This window comes from Acinetobacter calcoaceticus (genome assembly GCF_051947995.1).
Taxonomy (GTDB): domain Bacteria; phylum Pseudomonadota; class Gammaproteobacteria; order Pseudomonadales; family Moraxellaceae; genus Acinetobacter.
This window is the reverse complement of sequence record NZ_JBLVVH010000003.1, coordinates 97,401-118,829: the sequence shown is the minus strand read 5'-3', so window position 1 is coordinate 118,829 and position 21,429 is coordinate 97,401. Positions and strand designations below refer to the sequence as shown.

The 21,429-nt window shown below is 42.7% G+C and carries 22 protein-coding genes; 9 read left to right on the top strand and 13 right to left on the bottom strand.

Going from position 1 to position 21,429, the window contains the following annotated elements:
- Positions 1 to 2: 2 nt before the first annotated feature.
- On the bottom strand, positions 3 to 1,148 hold the full coding sequence (locus tag ACNQO6_RS06400) for an acyl-CoA dehydrogenase family protein (protein ID WP_343579052.1): 1,146 nt from the start codon (positions 1,146 to 1,148) through the stop codon (positions 3 to 5).
- 247 nt (positions 1,149 to 1,395) lie between these two features.
- On the opposite strand from ACNQO6_RS06400, the gene ACNQO6_RS06395 reads away from it, so the two are divergent.
- Positions 1,396 to 2,394 carry a glycosyl transferase family protein gene (locus ACNQO6_RS06395; RefSeq protein WP_440208426.1) on the top strand — a complete coding sequence of 333 codons (999 nt, stop codon included), beginning with the start codon at positions 1,396 to 1,398 and terminating at the stop codon, positions 2,392 to 2,394.
- A 62-nt stretch (positions 2,395 to 2,456) separates the two neighbouring features.
- Here ACNQO6_RS06395 and ACNQO6_RS06390 read toward each other — a convergent pair whose 3' ends face one another.
- The 3 genes from ACNQO6_RS06390 to ACNQO6_RS06380 all read right to left on the bottom strand — a co-directional run bounded on the left by ACNQO6_RS06390 (position 2,457) and on the right by ACNQO6_RS06380 (position 4,236).
- The gene (locus ACNQO6_RS06390) at positions 2,457 to 2,957 is read right to left on the bottom strand and encodes a hypothetical protein (protein WP_440208425.1); all 501 of its coding nucleotides are present in this window, start codon (positions 2,955 to 2,957) and stop codon (positions 2,457 to 2,459) included.
- A gap of 101 nt (positions 2,958 to 3,058) precedes the next feature.
- Positions 3,059 to 3,331, bottom strand: coding sequence for a YeaC family protein (locus tag ACNQO6_RS06385; RefSeq protein WP_005230905.1), 273 nt, complete (start codon positions 3,329 to 3,331; stop codon positions 3,059 to 3,061).
- Positions 3,328 to 4,236 (bottom strand): NAD(+) kinase, encoded by a 909-nt coding sequence (locus ACNQO6_RS06380; protein ID WP_262753510.1) that lies wholly within the window; start codon positions 4,234 to 4,236, stop codon positions 3,328 to 3,330. Before ACNQO6_RS06380 ends, ACNQO6_RS06385 begins: the two co-directional genes overlap by 4 nt.
- 234 nt (positions 4,237 to 4,470) lie before the next feature.
- Between ACNQO6_RS06380 and mrcB the strand changes: the two genes are divergently transcribed.
- Positions 4,471 to 6,885: a penicillin-binding protein 1B gene (mrcB, locus tag ACNQO6_RS06375; protein WP_440208424.1), complete on the top strand. Its 2,415-nt coding sequence runs from the start codon at positions 4,471 to 4,473 to the stop codon at positions 6,883 to 6,885.
- Positions 6,886 to 6,906: 21 nt separating this feature from the next.
- Entirely contained in the window at positions 6,907 to 7,452 is a 546-nt protein-coding gene (locus ACNQO6_RS06370; protein ID WP_440208423.1) for a tetratricopeptide repeat protein, read from the top strand.
- Positions 7,453 to 7,454: 2 nt separating this feature from the next.
- Here ACNQO6_RS06370 and ACNQO6_RS06365 read toward each other — a convergent pair whose 3' ends face one another.
- Positions 7,455 to 8,366: an NUDIX domain-containing protein gene (locus tag ACNQO6_RS06365; RefSeq protein ID WP_440208422.1), complete on the bottom strand. Its 912-nt coding sequence runs from the start codon at positions 8,364 to 8,366 to the stop codon at positions 7,455 to 7,457.
- Positions 8,367 to 8,542: 176 nt separating this feature from the next.
- On the opposite strand from ACNQO6_RS06365, the gene hemP reads away from it, so the two are divergent.
- Complete coding sequence (gene hemP, locus ACNQO6_RS06360; protein WP_004661888.1) at positions 8,543 to 8,713, top strand: hemin uptake protein HemP; 171 nt, start codon at positions 8,543 to 8,545, stop codon at positions 8,711 to 8,713.
- An 86-nt stretch (positions 8,714 to 8,799) separates the two neighbouring features.
- Here hemP and ACNQO6_RS06355 read toward each other — a convergent pair whose 3' ends face one another.
- From ACNQO6_RS06355 to tsaA, 5 genes are all read right to left on the bottom strand, one after another.
- Positions 8,800 to 10,131, bottom strand: a complete 1,332-nt coding sequence (locus ACNQO6_RS06355) for a sensor histidine kinase (RefSeq protein ID WP_440208421.1) — start codon at positions 10,129 to 10,131, stop codon at positions 8,800 to 8,802.
- Between the two features lies 1 nt (position 10,132).
- Entirely contained in the window at positions 10,133 to 10,795 is a 663-nt protein-coding gene (locus tag ACNQO6_RS06350; RefSeq protein ID WP_343581693.1) for a response regulator transcription factor, read from the bottom strand.
- Between the two features lie 99 nt (positions 10,796 to 10,894).
- Positions 10,895 to 11,260, bottom strand: coding sequence for a NirD/YgiW/YdeI family stress tolerance protein (locus ACNQO6_RS06345; protein ID WP_440208420.1), 366 nt, complete (start codon positions 11,258 to 11,260; stop codon positions 10,895 to 10,897).
- An 87-nt stretch (positions 11,261 to 11,347) separates the two neighbouring features.
- Complete coding sequence (locus tag ACNQO6_RS06340) at positions 11,348 to 13,126, bottom strand: GspE/PulE family protein (protein ID WP_440208715.1); 1,779 nt, start codon at positions 13,124 to 13,126, stop codon at positions 11,348 to 11,350.
- A 48-nt stretch (positions 13,127 to 13,174) separates the two neighbouring features.
- Positions 13,175 to 13,888, bottom strand: coding sequence for a tRNA (N6-threonylcarbamoyladenosine(37)-N6)-methyltransferase TrmO (tsaA, locus tag ACNQO6_RS06335; RefSeq protein ID WP_440208714.1), 714 nt, complete (start codon positions 13,886 to 13,888; stop codon positions 13,175 to 13,177).
- A gap of 118 nt (positions 13,889 to 14,006) precedes the next feature.
- Here tsaA and ACNQO6_RS06330 point away from each other — a divergent pair, with 118 nt between their 5' ends.
- The gene (locus tag ACNQO6_RS06330; RefSeq protein ID WP_004772583.1) at positions 14,007 to 14,786 is read left to right on the top strand and encodes a ferredoxin--NADP reductase; all 780 of its coding nucleotides are present in this window, start codon (positions 14,007 to 14,009) and stop codon (positions 14,784 to 14,786) included.
- A gap of 116 nt (positions 14,787 to 14,902) precedes the next feature.
- On the opposite strand, the gene ACNQO6_RS06325 is transcribed toward ACNQO6_RS06330, so the two are convergent.
- Positions 14,903 to 15,463 (bottom strand): TetR/AcrR family transcriptional regulator, encoded by a 561-nt coding sequence (locus ACNQO6_RS06325; RefSeq protein ID WP_440208419.1) that lies wholly within the window; start codon positions 15,461 to 15,463, stop codon positions 14,903 to 14,905.
- A gap of 447 nt (positions 15,464 to 15,910) precedes the next feature.
- On the opposite strand from ACNQO6_RS06325, the gene ACNQO6_RS06320 reads away from it, so the two are divergent.
- Complete coding sequence (locus ACNQO6_RS06320; protein WP_202739944.1) at positions 15,911 to 16,765, top strand: hypothetical protein; 855 nt, start codon at positions 15,911 to 15,913, stop codon at positions 16,763 to 16,765.
- 165 nt (positions 16,766 to 16,930) lie between these two features.
- The gene (locus ACNQO6_RS06315) at positions 16,931 to 17,386 is read left to right on the top strand and encodes a DUF441 domain-containing protein (protein ID WP_005230925.1); all 456 of its coding nucleotides are present in this window, start codon (positions 16,931 to 16,933) and stop codon (positions 17,384 to 17,386) included.
- 75 nt (positions 17,387 to 17,461) lie between these two features.
- Here ACNQO6_RS06315 and ACNQO6_RS06310 read toward each other — a convergent pair whose 3' ends face one another.
- Complete coding sequence (locus ACNQO6_RS06310; RefSeq protein WP_005230927.1) at positions 17,462 to 18,382, bottom strand: LysR family transcriptional regulator; 921 nt, start codon at positions 18,380 to 18,382, stop codon at positions 17,462 to 17,464.
- Positions 18,383 to 18,664: 282 nt separating this feature from the next.
- Between ACNQO6_RS06310 and ACNQO6_RS06305 the strand changes: the two genes are divergently transcribed.
- Positions 18,665 to 19,360 (top strand): epoxyqueuosine reductase QueH, encoded by a 696-nt coding sequence (locus tag ACNQO6_RS06305; RefSeq protein WP_440208418.1) that lies wholly within the window; start codon positions 18,665 to 18,667, stop codon positions 19,358 to 19,360.
- A 52-nt stretch (positions 19,361 to 19,412) separates the two neighbouring features.
- On the opposite strand, the gene ACNQO6_RS06300 is transcribed toward ACNQO6_RS06305, so the two are convergent.
- Positions 19,413 to 20,204, bottom strand: coding sequence for a DUF4198 domain-containing protein (locus ACNQO6_RS06300; protein ID WP_440208417.1), 792 nt, complete (start codon positions 20,202 to 20,204; stop codon positions 19,413 to 19,415).
- A 263-nt stretch (positions 20,205 to 20,467) separates the two neighbouring features.
- Here ACNQO6_RS06300 and ACNQO6_RS06295 point away from each other — a divergent pair, with 263 nt between their 5' ends.
- Positions 20,468 to 21,373 carry a nuclear transport factor 2 family protein gene (locus tag ACNQO6_RS06295; RefSeq protein WP_440208416.1) on the top strand — a complete coding sequence of 302 codons (906 nt, stop codon included), beginning with the start codon at positions 20,468 to 20,470 and terminating at the stop codon, positions 21,371 to 21,373.
- Positions 21,374 to 21,429: the final 56 nt, after the last annotated feature.

Genomic DNA, 21,429 nt, shown 5'->3' with positions numbered 1-21,429 from the left:
GATTAAGCTTTACCGATAATGCCACGCGCCACAATTTCTTTCATGATTTCGTTGGTTCCACCATAAATACGCTGGATACGTGCATCAACGAAGAAACGTGAAATCGGGTATTCAGTCATATAACCATAACCACCAAATAACTGAAGCAAGTTATCTGCAACTTTCATTTGCATATCAGTACTGAAGCTCTTCAATGCCGCAGCAGTTTCTACATCCAGTTTACCTTCGTTATATAGCTCAACGTTTTGGTTATAGAAAGCAGCAGTTGCCAACTCATCAATCTTCGCTTGTGCCAAGACGAAACGGGTATTCTGGAATTGTGAAATTGCCTGACCAAAGGCCTGACGCTCTTTGACATACGCCGTTGCCAAGTCAATTGCACCACGAATTGCGCCTAAAGCGGTAGCTGCAATCGCAGTACGTTCACGTGGAAGCTCCTGCATCAAATAAGCAAACCCTTGCCCTGCTTGACCCAGTAATTGATTTTTCGGCACTTTGACATTATCAAAGAACAACTCTGAAGTATCTTGTGAATGTAAACCGATTTTGTCGAGGTTAGTGCCCTTTTTAAAGCCTTCCAGATGTGTATCCACCAACATCAATGACACACCTTTGGCACGTGCTTGGGGATCAGTTTTCACGGCAAGCACCACTAAATCAGCATGTTGACCGTTTGAAATAAAGGTTTTCGAGCCATTTAACACATAGTGATCATCTTGCAAAATGGCACTAGTACGCATCGCCTGTAAATCTGAGCCAGCACCCGGTTCAGTCATACCAATGGCACCAACCACTTCACCTGATACCATTTTTGGCAACCAGTACTGTTTTTGTTCTTCTGTTGCAATGTGCTGGATATAAGGTGCAGCGATTTCAGAGTGGCATGAAATTGCGGTTGATAATGCACAGTAACCCGCACGCGCCGACTCTTCGACCAACATGAGTGAATAATGGGTTGGCACACCATAACCGCCGTATTCTTCCGGGACATCGACACACAAGAATCCATTTTCGCCCAACGCCGTCCATACTGAACGTGGCATGATGCCTTCGCGTTCCCATTGGTCATAATGCGGTGCAATCTGCTCGCTCATAAAGCGCTTAAAGTTATCACGGAAGAGTTCCAAATCTGCATCGTAAGCTAACATCATTATTTCCTTTCGCTTTCTTTGTTCTTAAAAATTCGTTCGCAGTCATGCTAATAACTTTTAGATAGGATGTCATGTCCCGTTTACATCAAATCACTAGACTGATTCGGTCAATAATTTTGTTTGCATCTTGTTTCTTTAAACCACAGTTGCTTATTGATTAAACAGCTTGCTGGTTTTTTTATGCTACCTGACCCGATTTTATGTCATATTGATCTCATTCTCAGTGACAACCCTCAATACAGCCATGAACACAAAACGAAATATCTATAAAACCGCAGAACATCCATTTGCTCAATATGTTCGTATTTTGGGTAAAGGTAAAACTGGTTCACGTTCGCTGAGTTATGAAGAGGCCTATCACGCTTTTAGCATGATCTTGCAAGATGAAGTACTGGATGTGCAGTTGGGTGCATTCTTGATGTTGTTACGTGTTAAAGAAGAATCCGTTGATGAACTGGCAGGTTTTGTTCAAGCCACGCTTGATCAACTGAATTTTCAGCCACTTGAGGTCGATCTGGACTGGTCGTCTTATGCAGGCAAACGTAAACACTATCCTTGGTTCTTATTGGCAGCACTCACTTTAGCGCATCATGGTTATAAAATTGTGATGCACGGTGCATCGGGCCATACCATTAACCGTGTTTATACTGAGCAAGTTTTGCAATACTTAGGCTATTCTATTTGCCAAAATGAACAGGATGTCCGTGAGCAACTTGAACAGCACAACTTTGCCTATCTGCCACTGGAAGCAATTTCACCAATTTTAAGTGACCTGATTTCACTGCGAAATGTGATGGGATTACGCTCTCCGATTCACACACTGGCACGCCTGATTAATCCCTTTAATGCCAAAGCCACTTTACAAGCGATCTTCCACCCTGCTTATCGTACTTCACATCAACAAACGGCTTTTCGATTGGGCTATCAAAATAGTGCGGTGATTAAGGGTGAAGGTGGTGAGTTTGAACGTAATCCTGATGCTAAAACTTTAATTTGCGGGATTAAAAATGGTGAGTTGTACGAATACGAACTTCCAAAGCTAACACCTGACCGTAGTCCGATTGAAGAAGAACTGAATCTGGCTGTATTTAAAGCAGTCTGGCTGGGTGAGCAGACGCATGAATATGGTGAATTGGCAGTCGTTGAAACCATGGGAATTGCGTTGTATACCATGGGTGCTGTGAATAGTTATGATGAAGCGATGGATAAAGCCAAAACACTATGGGAAAAGCGTCTGAACTAAGTCAAAATGGCGATTTCAAGTAAAAGAAATCGCCATTCATTGAATAAAATATACAGACTATTTTATAAATTTTTCGATTCAAGGATTGAATCTCTCGTAATCACAATAGAATCAGCAATAACTTTACTTTTTTTGAAAAGCCCCCCAACAACAAGCCGGCACGAAAGATTATCTGTTAATAACCCCTCAATCTGCGTCTTCCTGAGGCAGGTATTCATGGATTCATCTTCACAGACTTTAAAAGAACCCGATGAAATATACATCCCATGTTCAACATGCTCTTCATCAATCGAAACAGATCCGATGACGACATAATCTTGTATTGGCGTGCATCTAAAATGTGAATATTTATAGTTTCCCTGAACATAAAAATGGCGAAGGCTTCTTTCAGCCCCCATATTAAATGTAAAAAGATCACCACTCATCCCGCTGATTTGAGAAGCAGTTAATTTGTCTAAATGAACATGTTGAACAATTTCATCATCTCCTGCCATATATGGGTCACAGGCTGAAATGAATAAGCAAAAAAATAACGTTAAGTATTTTTTATTATTCTTCGTCATACAATTTGTAAGAACCTTCCAATTAACACTCAGAGTCGATTAATCACTAGTCTTATAAAAAATGCCCCGATCATCGGAGCATTCTAATCATTCAATTCATCTTAAACAAAACGAATCGGCTTAAATTCAGGTTCATTTTTGTGATGGTCATCATCACACTCTTCACCATCTTTTTTGGTACCACGGTCAATATAACCACTGCGCTGTTCTTTTGGTAAATTTTCCATTTCCCAGGCATACACAGCCTGCATACAGGTTTCACGCTGTTCTTTGGTGAGTGCAACGCCATTTGGCCATTTACCAATTTCAACAGCAGTACGAAGACGCTCAACAATTTCAGGATTTAAAATAGCGAGCATTTGTTCAATATTCATGAGTCATCCTGTTGAAAAGATTCAAAATCTTGATTCCACCCTAATTTGGTACGGCATGCCATATAAAAGTCATAACCTGGTGGATGTAATAAGCTTAGTTTAAACGGATGTTTGCGGATATGCACCGTGTCACCTACATTTAATGCAACACTATGTTGACCATCGGCACTCACCATCGGCAGAACACGATTTTCACGGATGGTAATCTTGATTTCACTTTGTCCACCCACCACGATCGGACGTGATGATAAGGTGTGCGGATGCATCGGCACCAGCGCGATCGCATCCATACTAGGGTGCAAAATCGGCCCTCCGCCTGAAAGTGCATACGCCGTTGAACCCGTTGGGGTTGAAACAATCAGACCATCACTGTGCTGACGATAGACATATTGTCCATCAATGTTCAGCTCAAAATCGATCATATGCACCGATTTACCTGAGTGCAACACTACATCATTCAATGCAATCGCATCATAAATGGTTTCACCATTGGTACGCACTTCCATTTCCAGTAAGAAACGGCGGTCCAGCTGAAACTGGCCTTGTAACACCTGATCCAGTTTGAAAATGGCTTCGGCTGGCTTAATATCGGTTAAAAAACCGAGTCTCCCCCGGTTAATGCCGAGCACAGGCGTACTATAGCGTACTAAAGCACGTGCAGCATGGAGCAATGAACCATCACCGCCCACCACAATCACTAAATCAACGACTTCACCCAGCAAGTTACGGCTCACGGTCTGACCATGACTATAGGGAACAAGTTTTGCTGTTTCCTGATCAAAAACGGGGTTTAAGCCTAAACTGATCAAATGATCATGAATTAAACATAACGTTTCTACTACAGAATACTTGTCTGGTCGTCCAATGAGACCAATATTTCGAAAGGATTTATGTGAAATTTGCACGAATAATTCAGCTCCGTTGCGGTTACTGGCTATCATATCATTAACAGCTAATGTTGCGTTGATGATTGATTAAAAAGTATAAAAATGTCTATCCGTTGCTTTTTTAAACCTTTAATGTCAACACATGCTTAAACTTTTTATTGCATGTTGCTATTTATTCACAGTTTTATGATTGCAAAATGACAATAAGCTATCGCATCATTACCGTCATTGTTTTGGTTTTAACGCAAATCTATGAAGTTTGAACGTGGTATTGGTTTTCTAGCACTCATTTTCTCAATGTTAGTGATAGGTGTCTTTGTTGCTTTTAGTATCTATCTGATCCGATTGGATAATATTATTCGTGACAAGTTTGAAGGTCAGCGTTGGGACATCCCTGCCAAGGTGTTTGCTCGCCCATTGGAAATCTACGCCAATGCACCGATTACCCAGGATAATTTTACCCAAGAGTTAAAATTACTGGGATATAAGAATACGGCGAACTACGACAAGTCGGGTAGCTATGTGGTTCAGGGCAACCAGATGTATGTGCATACCCGTGGTTTCGACTACGGTGATAGTACCGAACCTGAACAGGTGCTGGAACTGGCCTTTGCCAATGGCGAAGTCAGTGAAGTGCGCTCTACCAAACCCTCAAATACAGGGATTGCTCGCTTAGAACCTTTATTGATCGGTGGTATCTATCCGCAACATAATGAAGACCGCGTTCTCATTAAACTGAATAAAGTACCTGAAACCCTGATCGAAGCCTTGATCTCGACGGAAGACCGTAACTTCTATCACCATCATGGTCTTTCAATCCGTGGTACTGCACGTGCTGTCGTCAGTAATGTGACGGGTGGGCGTCGCCAAGGGGGTTCAACCTTAACCCAGCAATTGGTCAAGAATTTCTATCTATCACCGGAAAAGACGCTGAAACGTAAGGTCAATGAAGCCCTCATGGCGCTATTGATTGAATTACATTACAGCAAAGACGAGATTCTGGAAGCTTACTTAAATGAGGTGAATCTGGGTCAAAATGGTAGCTATTCGATTAATGGTTACGGTCTGGCATCACAATTTTACTTCGGTCTACCATTGCGTGAACTGAATATTTCCCAACAGGCCTTTCTGGTTGGTCTGGTTCAAGGCCCTTCTCTGTATAACCCTTGGCGTAATCCTGAATCTGCGAAGAAACGTCGTGATGTTGTCTTAAACAACATGAAAGTGATGGGCTATTTGACTGATGCTGAATATGAAGATGAAATTGCCCGTCCATTAAATGTGGTCAGCAAGCCAACCTTAGGCCCTGCTAAATTCCCTGATTTCCTGGATATTGTGCGTCGCCAACTCCGCACGGAGTATCAAGAAAGTGATATTACCAATCAAGGCCTGAGAATTTTCACAACCCTTGATCCAATCGCACAGACTCAGGTGCAGAACGCATTTAAGAGTACTGTTAGCCGTTTAGCCAATGCTAATCCGGGCCGTTTAAGAAACCTGCAAGGTGCGGTACTGGTTGCCCATCCTGAAAATGGTGAACTGGTTGCAGCCGTAGGTTCAACACAGGACTTTACCGGATTTAACCGTGCGCTTGATGCCAAACGCCAAGTCGGTTCTTTGCTTAAACCGATCATTTACCTGAATGCAATCGAATCAGGCCGATACACCTGGGCCAGCCCGATTGAAGACAGTGCCGTCAATATTCCAATTGATGGTGATAAGAGCTGGACCCCGAAAAACTATAGCGGTGGTGAGCATGGTGTTGTACCAATGCAACAAGCTCTAGCCAACTCATACAACTTATCCACTGTCCGTTTAGGCAATGAATTTGGTTTATCTGCGTTCAGCAATAAATTAAGACAGTTTGGTGTCACTTCAGATATTCCGGCCTACCCTTCGATCTATCTGGGCGCAGTGAATATGTCACCGATGGAAGTCTTGAGCATCTATAGCAACTTTGCCACCGGTGGCTTTAAATATCCGCCTCGTTCGATCCGTACAGTGGTGGATGCCAAAGGACATTTGCTTGAGCGTTATGGCTTGAATGTACAACAGACCATTGACCCTGCCGCAGCCTATATCCTGAACTTTGGCCTACAACAGGTGATGCGTTCTGGCACAGGTCGCTCTGCCTATAACAGCTTACCTGAATCATTAAATCTGGCGGGTAAATCCGGGACCACCAATGACACCCGAGATTCATGGTTTGCAGGTTATTCAGGCAATCATGTTGCAGTGGTGTGGTTAGGTCTGGATGACAATAAAGTTACAGGTTTAACCGGCTCATCAGGTGCACTTCCAGTCTGGACCAGTGTGATGAAACAGCTTCGCCAAGAGCCTGTTAATCTGCGTCAAACTGATAATGTGCAATGGCAATGGATTGATAGCGCCAGCGGTGATTTGTCTGCTCAAGGCTGTGATGGCGCGATGTATATTCCTTTATTGCGTCAAACAGTGCCACGTCGTGCCACCTTATGTGGTCAGTCTCATTATGAAGTGGAACCAACCTATATTCCACAGACAGATGAAACACAGAGTGACGAGCATGAAGACAGCATTGGTAACTATATTCGTGACAGTGAAAACCAGATGGATAGTGATTTATCCAATCGTAGTCCTGCACGTGTAATTTCCAGTGGCAGCTATAACGGTAACGGTGAGAACTAAGCCTTAAAAGGATGATGGGACATGATCAAGAAAACAGCAGCGATTATCGGAATACTTATACTCGCAGGGTGTACCACGGCACCTGAAAAGGCGCCGACCAAGAATACGCCAACTCACCCGCAGAAGAAAGTGACTCAACCTTCTTCCGGGGTAAAAATTACGCCTTATGATCAAAAAGAGATTAAGCGTCAAAGCGTTCCTGTGGTTGTGCCGCAACAAAAGGTTCAACAAAAGTTTAATGATGGTAGCCAGTTACCTGCATTTAAAACCTTGATGCAAAAAACCCAGGTCGCTTATAAACAGCAGCAACTGGCAGAGGCGGAACGTTATGCTCTTCAGGCGCAACGTATCGCCCCACAGGCCACGGAAACCTATTTGTATCTGGCCATGATTGCCGATCAACGTAAAGAGTATGCCAATGCAGAAGCATTGGCCCGCCGTGGCTTAAGCTACGCACAAAGCAATGCCATGAAAAAGCAATTGTGGTTAATTATTCTGAAAGCCAGTGAAGCCCGCAATCATTCGGTGAAAGCTCAAGAAGCACGTAGAGCCCTTCAGGCACTCTAATCCTAGTCAATTACACTAAACTGACGGATCCCGGCAAGCCCATAAGCATGATGTTTTTGGGCTTGTTTCAATTCAGCCGGTGCAACGCCCCCTAAGGCAAAAACAGGAATATCACTGGTTCGGGCGAGTTCATCAAAACCCTCCCAGCCCAATTCCTTGGCTCCAGGATGCGTTTCAGTGGCCTGTACCGGACTTAGTAACACTGCATCACAACCAATATGATGCGCATGTTGCAAAGAGACCGCATCATGACAAGCTGCGATAAAGCGCTTCCCAACCACCAAGCCAGCTTTACTGAAATTCATCAACTGTGATTGCTTTAAATGAATGGTGGAGATTTTATCGCGTAATTCAGCATCCAGTTGCTGCCAGAGCTCGACATTGATCATCAATTTCTGTAATTGCGCATCGCTCAAGCTTAAAAGCTGCGACTGGATCTGATCAATATCAGCACAATCAGTACGCCAATATAAGAGCGCCTGTTGTTGTGGCAAGGCTTCAATCTGCCCACTGATCTTGATGAGATGAGGCCAGATCAAACGTTGTAGAATCGCATCATTGGCCTTTGGAAAATTTAACTCGGCCAGTTGCTCACGTTTATACCAGCCCCACGGTTGATGAATCAGATCAAGCAATTCATCTGGCACATAGGCATGGAATAAATGCAGATTTACAATAATATCGTCATACTCATGACGGATCACATCAAAAACATGCCAGTCCTTTAAACCGATGCCCACTTCCTCATAAATCTCACGGCGGCAAGCCTGCTCTGGTGTTTCACCTGCTTCAACTTTTCCACCTGGAAACTCATGTTTATTGCCCTGATGCTGGCTGGCCTGTCGCCAGCCGACCAATACTTTGGTTTTATGTAATAAAATTGCGATTGCAACATCAACTGTAGCTTTGGTCATAACAGACTAAAATCTCTCATCTTTTATCCAGATTTTAAGGTGTTTAAACACGAATTCACATGACTAAAAACAAAATTAATCACTGATTTTGTAAATTGTTAAAATTTCCGTTGACAGGTCTATTCGATAATGATTATCATTTAAAACATTAAAGAACACACCACGGAGCATAACAAATGAACGCACCATTCAACCTATTTACTCGTAGTACAGATGCAGCCCAATCATTGCCAATGTTGCATTCAAACAATCTTTTTGCCTTGGGACGCGAAATCCGCATTATGCATGCGGGTGAAGAATACCGTTTACGTCTAACCCGTAATAATCGCCTGATTTTAACGAAGTAATATAATAACAACCGCATAATAATAAACGTGGGAATAAGCAGTATGTCAGCGCATGCTGCTTTTTTTTATGTTGCTCATGAGAAAATTTATACAGGCAGCTGGATACTCACTTTCAGTCCGCCATAGCAGGATTGGGAAAACTTGATTTTGCCCTGATGCAATTCAATAATTTTTTTACAAATCGACAGGCCTAAACCGGAGCCCTGTGTTTTGGTACCTAAAGCGCGATAAAAACGTTCTCCCAATCGCTCTAATATATCGTTGTCTAAGCCTTGCCCTTCATTTTCGATCACAAGTTCTATTGCATCTTGTTGTTGCTTCAAACTGATATAAATCTGTCCTTGCTCAAGGCTATAGCGGATCGCATTATCAATTATATTGCGGACACAGGTAAATATCAGCTGTTGATTAGCATGCAGCATCTTGGGCTGTGCTGAGACATCCAGTTGTATTTGAATCTGCTTGTCCTGCACAAATAATGCCAAGGCTTGCATTGCCTCTTGTATCACCGTATTTAGGTCACACTGGGATTTCGGCAGATTATTCGCATGCTCAGGATCGAGACGCGCCAACAGCAGTAAATTTTCCAGCGTTTGAATGCCGCGATTGACATCTTGCTGCATCGGTACAAAATCACCCGCCCGTTCAGGATACTTACGTTGCAATAACTGCAATCGAAGCTGAATCGCAGACAAAGGCGAACGCAATTCATGAGAAGCATCCGCAGTAAAACGCTGTTCTGCTTGCAAGGATTGTTCGAGGCGCTGTAGCAGTCGATTGAGCTGCCCCAACATGGGCTGTAACTCTTTCAGCTCCACCTCTCCAGTTGATATCGGGCTCAAATCATCTGCATTCTTTGCTGAGATGTCTGAAGATAACTGATGGATTACCTTAAATTGCCGTTTAATCAGGAAATGCAACATGATCCATTGCATTAGCCATACCAGTAGCAAGATCAAGGTATAACCAGCGAAATGATTCAGCAAATCTTTAAAACGATCTCCTAGAGGCTGTAAAATCAGTACCTGCATATGCGCATGTTCATCATCTCCCGCATAGCTTCGCCATAACTGGCCCTGCTGCCAAATAATGCCATAATCACCATGGCTGGCTGTAATCAGGCTGTAATGCTGTGGATCAAGCTGAAAAGCTGCAGACTGGGTTAAAACTTGCTGCGAATTGCGCAACTGATATTGGATATCAAACTCATCACTTAGTCCATCAATCTGCTGTCCTGAGGGTTGGGTCAAGTCGGTCATCAACAACATATCTGAAATCTCGTCCATGATTTCATCTTGTACCTGCATGGTTTGATACACGGAAATCACGGCGAACAAAAGTAAGGCCACACCACCTGCAATGATTGAACTGACTAATGAGGTTTTAACCAGACGGGTTTGTAGTGACACCACTTTCATCCTATTCACCCTGATGCATGCGATAGCCTAGACCGCGAATGGTCTTGATATATTGCCCGCCAATCTTTTTACGAATCTGATAGATAAAGACCTCGATGGCATTACTTTCAATTTCATCACCCCATGCATACAGAGATTCTTCCAGTTGCTCCCGTGTCACAATATGTTCAGGTTTTTGCATCAGCTTATATAAAATCTGAAACTCTTTGGCAGTAAGATTCACCACTTTCCCCTCCTGAATCAGGGTTTTGGCTTGGGGATCAAGTTGTAAATTGGCAAAATGAAGATATTGGCTGGCTTGCGTCTGATGTTGACGTAACTGGGAACGAACCCGGGCAGATAACTCTTCCAGATTAAATGGCTTGACCAGATAGTCATTCGCCCCCAGATCCAGTCCTTCGACCCGATCATGGACGTGGTCTTTGGCTGTAATAAAAATCACGGGGGTTTTGCTATTTTGCCGGCGAATGCTTTTCAGAATTTCATCTCCTGAGGCTTGCGGTAAGCCCCGATCCAGCAGGATACAGTCATATTGATGCTGTTCGGCTGCCAGAATCGCATGATCGCCACGTTCTACCCAGTCAACGCTATAACCATCCATTTCCAGCCAGGCCTTGATACTTTCCGCCTGAGAGGCATCATCTTCAGCCAGTAAAATTCGCATTTAATCGCCCACTGTGTTGATCTTTCACATGATCTTAAAATAAATCATCAACAAAAAACCACATGATGATCATGTGGTTTTTTGTTGGTCCATCAATTTTTAAAATTGAACCTGATCGACATCTACTTCAACACGTTTCGCTGGCTTATAGTCGATGTCGATTTCACCAATTAAGGTCACTGGTGTTTTTGCTGATACCGGCTTACCTTGCCACAAGTCATCATCAATATCGACCGTCATTGAACCCGTCTGGTCGCTAAACTGATATTTCTCATCACCCGTTGCTTTGACCACATAACCTTTCAATTTGACTGGGCTATCATCTTTCAGGGTCAAAGCCTGTTTGACTGTGGTGATTTGTGTCGGCGCCAAGGCTTGCTGATTTACGGCAGTGGTATTGGCTACGGCAAAAGTAGTTGCGCCAACCAAGCCAGCAACAACTGCACATTTAGATAATAGGTTCATCTTGTTTCCCCTCATCGTGGTTTCATCATTTCGATGCAGTCATTAAAACAAACCAAGATGAGGTGAATCTGAAGATAACGCCGTAGCTTAATTTAATGGCACCACGCGCAATACTTCTTCTAAGGTGGTCACACCCTCAATCACTTTACGCGCACCCGCAATCCGCAAGGGCTCAACGCCTTCTTTTTTCGCTTGTGCTTTTAAATCATTGAGTGTGCCATGTGCACTAATCAGAGACTTGAGTTCCAGGCTAACCGGCATAAACTCGTAAATCCCGACTCGACCCTTATAGCCGGTGTGACGGCAAGCTTCACATCCCACCGCTTTATACATGCTGGTGGGCATGTCCATCATATAATCAAAGGTCAGATGTTCCCACTCTTGCTCGTTGATAGGCGTTTCCTGTTTACAATGCGGACAAAGGCGACGGACCAGACGTTGAGCCAGAACACCAAGAATTGTGGCAGCAGTCAGGAATGGTTGCACGCCTAGATCATGTAAACGCGTCAAACTGGACGGTGCATCATTGGTATGTAAGGTGGATAACACCAGATGCCCTGTTAATGCAGCCTGAATCGCCATATTTGCGGTGTCATGATCACGGATCTCCCCGACCATGATAATGTCAGGATCTTGACGCATTAAGGCACGCACGCCATCTGCAAAGCCTAACTCAATGTTTGGATTGACCTGCATCTGGTTAAAACTGGGCTCCAGCATTTCAATCGGGTCTTCAATGGTACAGACATTGACCTGTTCGGTTGCCAGCTGCTTTAAAGATGAATACAGCGTGGTGGTCTTACCCGAACCTGTTGGCCCTGTAACCAAAATGATGCCATGACTGTGTTGCGTCAGCTGCTGCCAGCTCTGCAATAAATGACCTTCAAAACCCAGTTGCTGGAAACTCCGCACCAATACTTCCGGATCGAAAATACGCATCACCAGCTTTTCACCGAAAGCAGTTGGCAAAGTCGAAAGACGTAATTCGGTTTCCTGTCCTTTCGGTGTCCGGGTTTTTAAGCGTCCATCCTGCGGTTTACGCTTTTCCGCCACATTCATGCGACCTAAAATTTTAATACGGGAAATCACCGCGGTCAGCGTATTCGCTGGCATGTTATAGATGGTATGCAGCACCCCATCAATACGGAAACGTACCTTGCCTTTGTCTTTGCGCGGCTCCAGATGAATATCACTGGCACCTTGCTCAAACGCAAATTGCAGCACCCAGTCCACCAGTTTGACAATATGCTGGTCATTGGCATCGGGATTCTGGGTATCCCCCAACTGTAATAAAGCCTCAACACCTTTATTTTCCCGGTCATGAATACTGGCATTTTGTGAGGAAGTAACCGCACGACTAACCTGATAATACTCAACAATATAACGTTGTAACTGTTCGGGATTTAACAGCACCTTTTCAATCTTTCTAGGGGCCAGACTACGTTCCAGATTGTTCAGCCATTCAGTTGTAAAGGGCTGATCGGTTCCAATCAGAATCCGGTCTGCGTGTACTTCTACCGCCAGAATATGATTTCTGGCTGCAAATTCCTGCGACATGACGCTGGTTAAAGCCGCAACATCGGCTTTAAGCGGATCAATGATAAATAATGGAAGATCAGCTTTCTCAGCCAGCCATTGACACAAACGATTCAGCGATAAGGTACTACCCACATTCAGCTGGTCTTTGAGGCCGAAATTGGCAATCCACTGTAAAGGATGCCATTTCAACTGATCCTTTTGCCGATGTGTGGTCTGTACCAGCAGTTTGTCCCGTTCCGTGATCCGGCCATCTTTGAGTAGCTGTTCCAGACACCAGGTCACATCGATCGTAAAAGAAAAGTTTGCGAATTTTGCCTGAGCTTGCATCACCGTCCATCCCCCATTTTCTTAACTAAATTTATATTTTTTAAAGTATTAACTCTGTTCAACTGCAACAACGGTAACATCCGTTTCACCAACCGTGAAACGTACATTCAATACTGCAAAGCGCATTCCATACACACGTTCAGCATCATTTTGATAGGCAGGTCGAGGATCTAAAGATAACACTTGTTCAAGTTCATCGAATATCTTTTTATGCAAAATCCCCAGCTTTAATAACTGCTGCTGTTGCTGTTGTGCATTTTCCGACCAAACGACCGTTTTACGCTGTGGCTGTTCTTGTGCATATCCACTCACAGCTTCGGTCACCGCATCCGAATAGTGGATATAAGGTTTGATATCCAAAATCGGGGTACCATCCAGCAAATCGCTGCCCGTGACATAGACCCGTACCGCTTTACCATGCTTTTCAACGCGTAAAAACTGTACCACCGATAAACCGATCGGAGATGGACGATACATGCTTCGGGTTGCAAAAACCCCTATTTTCTGGTTGCCTCCCAGTCTTGGCGGACGCACTTGTGCACGAAATTTAGGCATTTGATTCAAGGTGTTATCTGGATTTTTATTCTCATGGAACTGCCATAGCAGCCATAAGTGGCTAAACTCTTCGATACCTTCAAATGCCAGAATATCGCTATAAGCCGCCGTCATCTCTATATAAGACTCGACCTGCACCAGATTTGGCTGGCGTGGGATGCCGAATTTCTCACGATAAGGCGAACACATATGACCAATGATTGGCATCACTACAGAATTGTTCATCACTTTTTCTTATAAACACAATTAAATATATTCAGTTTATCGAGAATGATTTTAGATTAGAATAGCGATCTGTTTCTTTTAACTGTGATCGAGACCTTTAATGGCTGCTTTTAACGTTGAACGCATTACTCATGTTCACCACTGGAATGACACACTTTTCAGTTTTAAAACTACACGCGACGTCAGCTTACGTTTTAAAAATGGTCAGTTTGTAATGATCGGCCTTGAAGTGAATGGTAAGCCTTTGATGCGTGCTTATTCGATCGCCAGTGCGAATTATGAAGAAGAACTTGAATTCTTCTCTATTAAAGTACAAGACGGTCCATTAACTTCTATTTTACAAAAAGTACAAGTGGGCGACGAAATCCTTATTTCTAAAAAGCCTACAGGCACTTTGGTACACGACGATTTACTGCCAGGTAAAAACTTATATCTTTTATCTTCTGGTACAGGCCTTGCCCCATTCCTTTCTCTTCTTCGTGACCCGGAAACTTACGAGAAGTTTGAAAAAGTGATTATGGTGCACGGTACACGTTATGTATCTGAACTTGCCTACCAAGATTTAATCTTGAATGAACTTCCGAATCATGAATTCTTTGAAGAGTTAGGCATCAAAGACAAGTTGATCTACTATCCGACTGTGACACGTGAACCGTTCCACACCCAAGGTCGTGTAACTACGGCAATTGAGACTGGCGAGCTGTTTGAAAAAATTGGTTTACCTCGTTTTAACCGTGAAACTGACCGTGCCATGCTCTGTGGTAGCCCGGCGTTCCTGAAAGACGTCGCTGCGCTGCTGGATCAACACGGTTTGGTTGAATCACCACGTATGGGTGTCATGGGCGATTATGTGATTGAACGTGCCTTCGTCGAAAAATAATATTGCTTTATAAAAAGAACCGAGGATAAGTCCTCGGTTTTTTATTTTAAGTTTTATAAAAATGTAATTTTATTTATACAAAGATCATTATTTAGCCTAACTAAAATAATAAGCCATTATGCAGCATCTAAATGGATTAATCGCTCAATATAATACCAGCACTCTTCAATCTGGGCATGATCTTTATTTACTTTTGCATACGAGGTCATCCCGTCCAGAATATTAATATACATCGCTGTTAATACATGAGGCTGATAAACCTGTGCTTTTACAAACAGGTCCTCTACCAATGCCATTAACCACTCACGATATTCCATGATTGGGCGAATAATGGAAGGATACTGTTGTAAAATTTCTAATGACGCTTTTTGAAACATACAACCATGAAAATCATCCGAGTTAAACCAGCCAAGATGCCAAAAATAGACAGCTTTAATTTTACCTAAATAGTCATCTTGTGCCTTGAGGCTGATTTCTTTCTCGATAGACTCCCGAATGCTTTTATTCCTTCGGGACAAGCACTCTTCAATCAGGTTCTCTTTAGACGGGAAATACTTATAGAACGTCATTTTAGCAACGCCCGACTCACTGATAATTCGGTCCACACCTACAGAGCTGTAGTTATGACGGTTAAAAAGGTCTAGAGCCGTTGCAATAATATCTTCTTTTTTTGACATTTTATTATCCTTTTAGAATTCTATCAAAAAACTTAACGTATTATTAAGACATAGTTTACATGCTGGAAATTTCTGGCCACTATGTATGTTTATCTTATTTTAAGAGCATTATAGAAAAGTCAAATTTTCTTTATTGTTCCTCTTATAGGGTATGAAAAAAACGGCTTATACACAAGCTCATTTGTAAAAAAATCTTTCTATTTTTTAATTAAAAAAATATACCGTGAATTACTTCACCTTTATTTACAGTTAAGTTAAATAATAAGCTTTCTTGGCATTTTTTAGCCGGCTTAATAAATTGATTTCACAAAAAAATCATTTTATATTTAAATCATCCAATAAAAAGATGTTTGGTTGAAACAATAGTTATATTCATAATCAGCCAAAGAAAATCTAACTAAATAATTGGAAAAGCAATAATATTATTAATTCATCGAGTACAAGACTATGCCAAAAAAATTTGAAAACTTTAACAACCCGAGACAGAAAGCGATTGAGGGTATGAAAAACAGTATTTCTACGGATCTATGGAACAAGAACCTGGATTTTCTGAACAAACTACGAGCAGAAATTTCAAACCATCCTGTTTCACGGCATCCTGCCATTCAACTTTTAAATGACGGTGTAATTGACAAAGAGACTTTAAAACATATTCATCTTGAATATCGACATGCCATTGTGCAGGTATTTACCGATGCCTTGCTGATGGCTCAATTCCAGACCAAGCAGTTAGAACCACGTTTATTATCGGGTTCCAAAATGTTCCCGCGCTTTTTATTGAACCTGAACATTCTGGATGAGTTTGGTTTCCGTCCAGGTCTGGATCAGGAAGGTTATTATTCCGGCAACCCGGAATATGCACATTACCCATTATTTGAAGATGTGCTCAATGACTTTGATTTGACCCAGTCTGAGCGTAATGACTATCAACCATCACTGATTGCACAACGGGTACGTCATTATCTGGAAAATTCGTTTAACAGCTATCAGGCAGTTTCAGCTTTGCTCGCCGTTGCAGAAGAAGAAGTGATTTTATTCAGTCCTGCACTACGTCAGGCCACCAAAGCGGTCGGTTTTGATGTGGATAGTGGTTATTATTATGTCCATGGTGTTTCACATGATGCAACTGCCGAAGCGGCTGATGACGACCATGAAGATGATTTATGGTTTGTACTGGCACAGGCCTGCGTTGAATCTGAATACGATTCAATCCGTCAAATCTGTCTTGAATACTGTGATTTATGGGAACAGTTCTGGGATGAACAAATTGCTTACTACGGAACCTTCAAAAAACTTGCCTAATTTTCTCAGGAAAAGCCATGTCTAATTTTAGAGATGGCTTTTCTTTCAAGATAAAATATCAACTCCTGCACTATTCCACCTTTGGTATCCTATCCTCTGTCTTGTCTAATAAATGACAGCAATTTGCGGTATAATTCAACTTTATTCCCCTGTTTATACCCTGCAATGTTCTCTCAATTCGATATCAATTTAGTGGTACTGCTGGTCTTATTAGGTTGCGGTATCTTTAGCCAAAACACGGCGGTGACGGTAGCCGCAGCGTGTCTGATCCTGGTCAAACTCACCCCTTTAAACCAGTTTTTTCCTTATATTCAGAGCCACGGATTGAATATTGGTATCATTATTCTCACTATTGGCGTACTTGCACCGATTGCCAGTGGCAAGATCAGTGGCGAAAGCATTCTTAAATCATTTATCAGTATCAAATCTCTGGCGGCAATTGCCGTTGGCCTGCTGGTCGCATGGCTAGGCGGACGAGGTGTTAAGTTAATGAGTAATCAACCCGATGTGGTTGCCGGCCTTCTGATCGGTACAGTAGCAGGTGTCGCCTTGTTAAGAGGCGTTCCGGTTGGCCCACTGATTGCTGCTGGGATTTTGTCGCTACTGATCGGGAAATCTTAACGTCTATAACATCTGCCGGGTCATCTCATCAAAATAAAGGTAGCGCATAGCTACCTTTCATAATAAGACCTTGGATTAATTTTCATAATACACGGCACGCATCTTGGAAAACTTTTCCAATTGCTTGATAAAGCCTTCAAAATAGTTCTTCTCTTTATCTTCGACCCGATAACCCGCATACAGTGTACGTCTCAGACCTTCCGGAGCGACACAATCCAGACGGCGACTGACCACCCAACCTTTTTGCTCATATTCATTGACCACCCAATCCGGCAATGCCGCAATGCCGCGTCCACTTGCCACCAGCTGGATCAGCATTTGGGTCAGATCTGTAGTGCGGATGTGCTTCGGATAGACATTGGCTGGAATAAACAGATGCGCCATGATATCCAGACGATGCTTATCAACCGGATAAGTAATCAAGGTTTCTTCTGCCAGATCCTGCACGCTCACCTGCTCGGCACGTGCCAAAGGATGTGTGCTAGACAGAACCAAGCGTGATTCATATTTGAAAATTGGGAAATATTCAATTCCCTTCAATGCAATCGGATCTGCCGTGATCAATAGATCAAACTCGGCATTTTGCAGCAGTTCGTGAGGATTCGACTCAAACCCCGCAGCAAAGTCCAAATCTACATCCGGATACTGATGACGATACTGATTCAATAACGGCATCAACCAGTCAAAACAACTGTGACATTCTGAAGAAAAGATAATCCGTCCCGTCTGGCCGTGCACGATACGGGTAATATCAGTCTGTGCGATCTGAACTTGTGGCAATACATCATCTGCCAATTTGAGTAGACGTTCACCAACATTGGAGAAGCTGACAGGGCGACTACGGCGATTCACCACTTCTACCCCATACCAATGATCAAGTTCTTTTAACTGGTGAGAAATTGCAGACGGCGTCAGACATAAATCGGTAGCCGCAGCGACCAATGAACCATGTTCTCTTAGCGCAAGTAATGTTTTTAAATGACGAAGTTCTAGCACAACAAAAACCAAAATTGAATTTATTTCATCTTAACATAAAATTAATTAGCAAGCCTCAACATGAGCTTGATTTCAAGATTTTTCTGGTACGTGAAAGTCTCTCATATAAAAAATGTATTTTTTTAACAGAACTCACAAGCCTCATCTCAAGAGAAAAGTTCTTTGATAATCATATCTGTTTTTATGCTTTAAAATTTTTCAGCTCGAACTGAGAATATTTCAGTTAATTCAAACGTTTTGCCCATTTAAAACTTTTACAATATCAAATTATTTTTATAGACCATGTCGCCTATGACCCGTCAAAGTCAAAAGACGCTTGAACGCCAAAAACTGAGCTTACCCGAAGGACATGACAAGTTACTGCTGCACTCATGCTGCGCGCCATGTTCCGGTGAAGTTATGGAAACCCTGATTGAATCAGGAATCGACTTTTCGATCTTTTTTTATAATCCGAATATCCATCCAGTGAAGGAATACCTCATTCGTAAGGAAGAAAATATCCGTTTTGCCGAGAAACACAATATTCCGTTTATTGACTGTGATTACGATACCGACAACTGGTTTGCGCGCGCCAAAGGCATGGAGAATGAACCTGAAAAAGGCATTCGTTGCACCATGTGTTTTGATATGCGTTTTGAACGCACGGCGCTTTATGCCTATGAACACGGTTTTAGCCTGATCAGCAGTTCGCTGGGTATTTCGCGCTGGAAAAACATGCAGCAGATTAATGACTGTGGTCTACGTGCTGCCGCGCATTATCCGGACATTGAATATTGGGATTATAACTGGCGCAAACATGGCGGTGCAGTCCGCATGCTGGAAATCAGCAAACGTGAAGAGTTCTATCAACAGGAATATTGCGGCTGCGTCTATTCACTCAGAGATACTAACCGCTGGCGGATGAGCAATGGTCGCGACCGGATCCAACTGGGTGTGAAATTTTATAGTAACGCCATGGATGATGAATCCAGTCAATAACAAGGCAGTCGAAACAAAAAGGCTAATTCTAGTGAATTAGCCTTTTCACATCTTAATTTACAGCAACACTGATAATGCTGTAGAACTGATTGCCTGGCTTTTGTTTCGAATCTACCGTTTCACTGACTTCAATCAAGTATTCCGCTGCTTTCGGAAATAACAATTCAGCACTGCCATCCGTCGCCGTTTTCAAGCTGATTCCTTGCTTATCGGTCGCACCTTTAGCACGAATCACCACATCGGCATTGGCTAAAGCTTTATTGGCTTTCGATACTTTAATTTTTACTGCCTGATTGGCCTTTAACTCGTTTGGATGCGTTAAAAACTCAACCTGAATCGGTGCTGTGCTGGCCTGAACGGGTGTATGTTTTTCCTTACTGACATAAGTCAATAATGTCCATTCGCGCGTGATTTCAACTGGTTTGATATTCTTGCTTTTTAGATCGGCAGGAATCACAAAATCGCGCTCAGTTTTTGCAGGCGCTTTATCGGCCGGCATATCAAAAAACATCTTCCATTGTTTTTGATCCTGCACATACTTCAATGGATATGAAGCTTTGGTTTGCACCAGATAAGTCCCTGCTTCAGGCAGTTTCAAATCAAATACGGTCGCTGAGTCCAGTTTAGTATTCGCTTGAATGGTGGTTTTGGTATTATTCGGCGCAGTGATCTCAAATTTTGCATCTTTCAAGGCATATTCACTGTTTAAGGCTTCTTCTGCATAGCCAGAAATAATCGCCACTTGTGTTTGTTCAGTTGTATAGGCAATTGGTGCAACATAAGGTTCATGTGCAGCGCTATAGCCAGAAACAAGTAGCAATGAACTGATTAATAATTTTTTCATTTTTCCACCCCGTAAGTTGTCATTTAAAATGTATGACCTGCAGTATACACAAATGTAAACAATTATCATTAATATTATTATGATCATCTATTAACTTCACACCCTCTGCTGGCTATTTAGATTGCAACACCTCCATTTTTTTACGGTTTCACTAGCACCGTCACCGGTTACCAAGTCTTTACAAAATATGTCGTGATTGTTCAGAAGCCAGTGAAGCTTAACCCTATGCTTATTATTCGAGTTCTAACGATGGATTCATAATAATGAAGAAACTTTTTATTTTAACCACGCTCCTGCTTCCTTTAGCCCTCAGCGCCTGTAATGACGATTCAAATCCCGAGCAGGATTCTCAAAGCAGCAACGATACCCAGCAACAGCAAACTGAGCGTAATAAGTCACTGGTCACCACCTACTATGAAGGTGTATTTAAAGATAAAAAAGTTCGGGAGTTCTCTGAACGTTATATCGCCGAAAACTATATTCAACACAACCCCTATGTAGCCGATGGCAGACAACCCTTTATTGATTTTTTTGAGAACCGTCTGGCAGATAATCCAGAAGCGCAATACAACATTTTACGCACCATTGCCGAAGATGATCTGGTGCTATTACAGGTCAAGGGTAAACTGAATGCAGATACGCCGACCAATGCCGGTTTCGATCTGTATCGGGTTGAGAATGGCATCATTGTAGAGCACTGGGATGTCAATCAGGCTGTCCCAGAAAATGACCGAACCAAAGCCAATCCGGACGTGATGTTTGATGGCCCCAATAAAATGAATTTATCGCCTGCAGAAACCGCTGCCAATAAACAGCTGGTCACGGCTTTTGTTAAAGGTGCCTTTGAACAACATCAGGTCAGGGAGTTTTCCGACCGTTACCTGGCCGATCATTATATTCAGCACAATCCTTGGATTGGAGATGGTAAAGAGCCCTTTGTCTCCTTCTTTGAGCAGCTCTTCCAAAATGATCCTGCAGCACAATATGAAGTCAAACGGGTCATTGCTGAAGGTGATCTGGTGGCCGTGCACCTCCGCAGCAAGCAAAGTAATAAGCCAGAAAATGCGGGCTTTGATATTTTCCGGGTAGAAAATGGCAAAATTGTAGAACATTGGGATGCCAATCAGTCGGTTCCAGAAAACAGTGCCAATAGTAATACCATGTTCTAAGCCTCACCCACGCCACAACGCGATAACTCAGGATAAAGCTCATTCTCATAATGGGC